Annotated in this window: 1 pseudogene; it reads right to left on the reverse strand. The window is 69.7% G+C overall.

What is annotated here, in order from left to right:
* Window positions 1-43: 43 nt before the first annotated feature.
* Window positions 44-532: pseudogene (locus AB4Z46_RS35400) on the reverse strand (SDR family NAD(P)-dependent oxidoreductase); the annotation flags it as partial.

Raw genomic sequence — 532 nt, forward strand, 5'->3', positions numbered from 1 at the left:
TCCCAGGACCGTCAGCGCCTGATTAGCCGCGCGAGCCGGCCAGCTAAATCTGCGGCAGCTTCACGAACTCCGCGAGCCCGATGGGGTCCTGCCCCGTCAGGCCGTGCACATCCGACGTCGGCCCGGCCAGCTCCCGGTTCGCGATCGCCGTGTACGTGCTCACCCAGGCCTTGACCTGCCACGCCGGAGCGCCGTAGGAAGCCCGCGAGGAGTACGCCTCCTCGAGCGTTTCATTGTGGTACGTGACGGTCCTTCCCGTGGCGTTGGAAAGCACTTCGGCCGCGCGGGCCAGCGAGATGTCCTCCGGCCCGGTGAGGTTGTAGGTGAAGCCCGCATGCACCGCGGGGTCCCGCAGCACCGCCACTGCGCTCCGGGCAATGTCTTCCCGGGCCACGGCAGCCATGACGCCGTCCCCGGCGGGCCCCCGGACCACGCCGTCCTCCCCGGCCAGCATCGGCAGGAAGTCCAGGTAGAAGTTGTCCCGCAGGAACGTGAAGGCCATGCCGGACGTCCGGATCCGCTCCTCCGTGGC

This window comes from Variovorax sp. M-6, assembly GCF_052114385.1.
GTDB lineage: Bacteria > Pseudomonadota > Gammaproteobacteria > Burkholderiales > Burkholderiaceae_C > Variovorax.